At 52.4% G+C, this 677-nt stretch carries 2 protein-coding genes; both read left to right on the forward strand.

Annotation, left to right across the window (positions count from 1 at the left end; translation table 11 throughout):
• The coding region (locus E1963_RS23665; protein WP_330570903.1) for a hypothetical protein at window positions 1-436 on the forward strand (436 nt) is incomplete at its 5' end.
• Window positions 433-677, forward strand: a 245-nt coding sequence (locus E1963_RS23670) for a hypothetical protein (RefSeq protein WP_207669420.1), incomplete at its 3' end; no start/stop codon positions are given. The genes E1963_RS23665 and E1963_RS23670, both read left to right, overlap by 4 nt.

A 677-nucleotide genomic window follows, 5' to 3' on the forward strand; every position in this document is an offset into this window, starting at 1 on the left:
AGAAGCAAGGAGAGGAAAAAGAGGGGAAGAAGGAAGAAAAGAGGGAGAAGAGGAAGGGGGGGGGCTACTGTTATCGGAGCTCGGAAGGAACAAGGAGGGGAGAGGGAAGAGAGAAGAGGAGGGGGAAAAAGGAAGAAGGGAAGAAAACATGCTGAAGAATATGGAAAAGGGGAGGGAGAAGGAAGGGAAGGAAGGGAAGAGGAGAAGAAAGGGGGGAGAGAAGAAAAGACCGGAGAGAGAAAGGCGAGGCGGAGGAGAAGAAAGGGAAAGGGGAAGGGAGGAAGAGAGAGGAGAAAGGGAGAGGGGGGGAGGAGGGAAGGGGAGAGGAAGAAGGGAGAAGAGAAAAAGGGGGGGAGGAGGAGGGAGAGAGAGGAAGAGGAAAAGGGGGAGAAAAAGGAGAAGGGGAAGGGGGAGAGGAGTAAAAAAGTCACAATGAAAAGGAAGGAGGAAAGGGGGAAGAAGAGAAGGAAAAAGAAAAGGAAGAAAAGAAAAAGAGGGAAAGAAAGGAGAAGGGGAGAGGGAAAGAGGAGAAGGGAGGAGAGAGGGAGAAAGAGAAAAAAGGGAAAGGGGAAGGAGAGAAAAGGGGGAGGGGGAGAGAGGAAGAAGAGAGGAAGGGGAGGCGGCTCACGGGAGGGGAAGAGGGAGATGCAAAAGCAGGGAAAGAAGGAAGGGGAGAA

This window comes from Extibacter muris, assembly GCF_004345005.1.
GTDB classification, from domain to species: Bacteria; Bacillota; Clostridia; order Lachnospirales; family Lachnospiraceae; genus Extibacter; species Extibacter muris.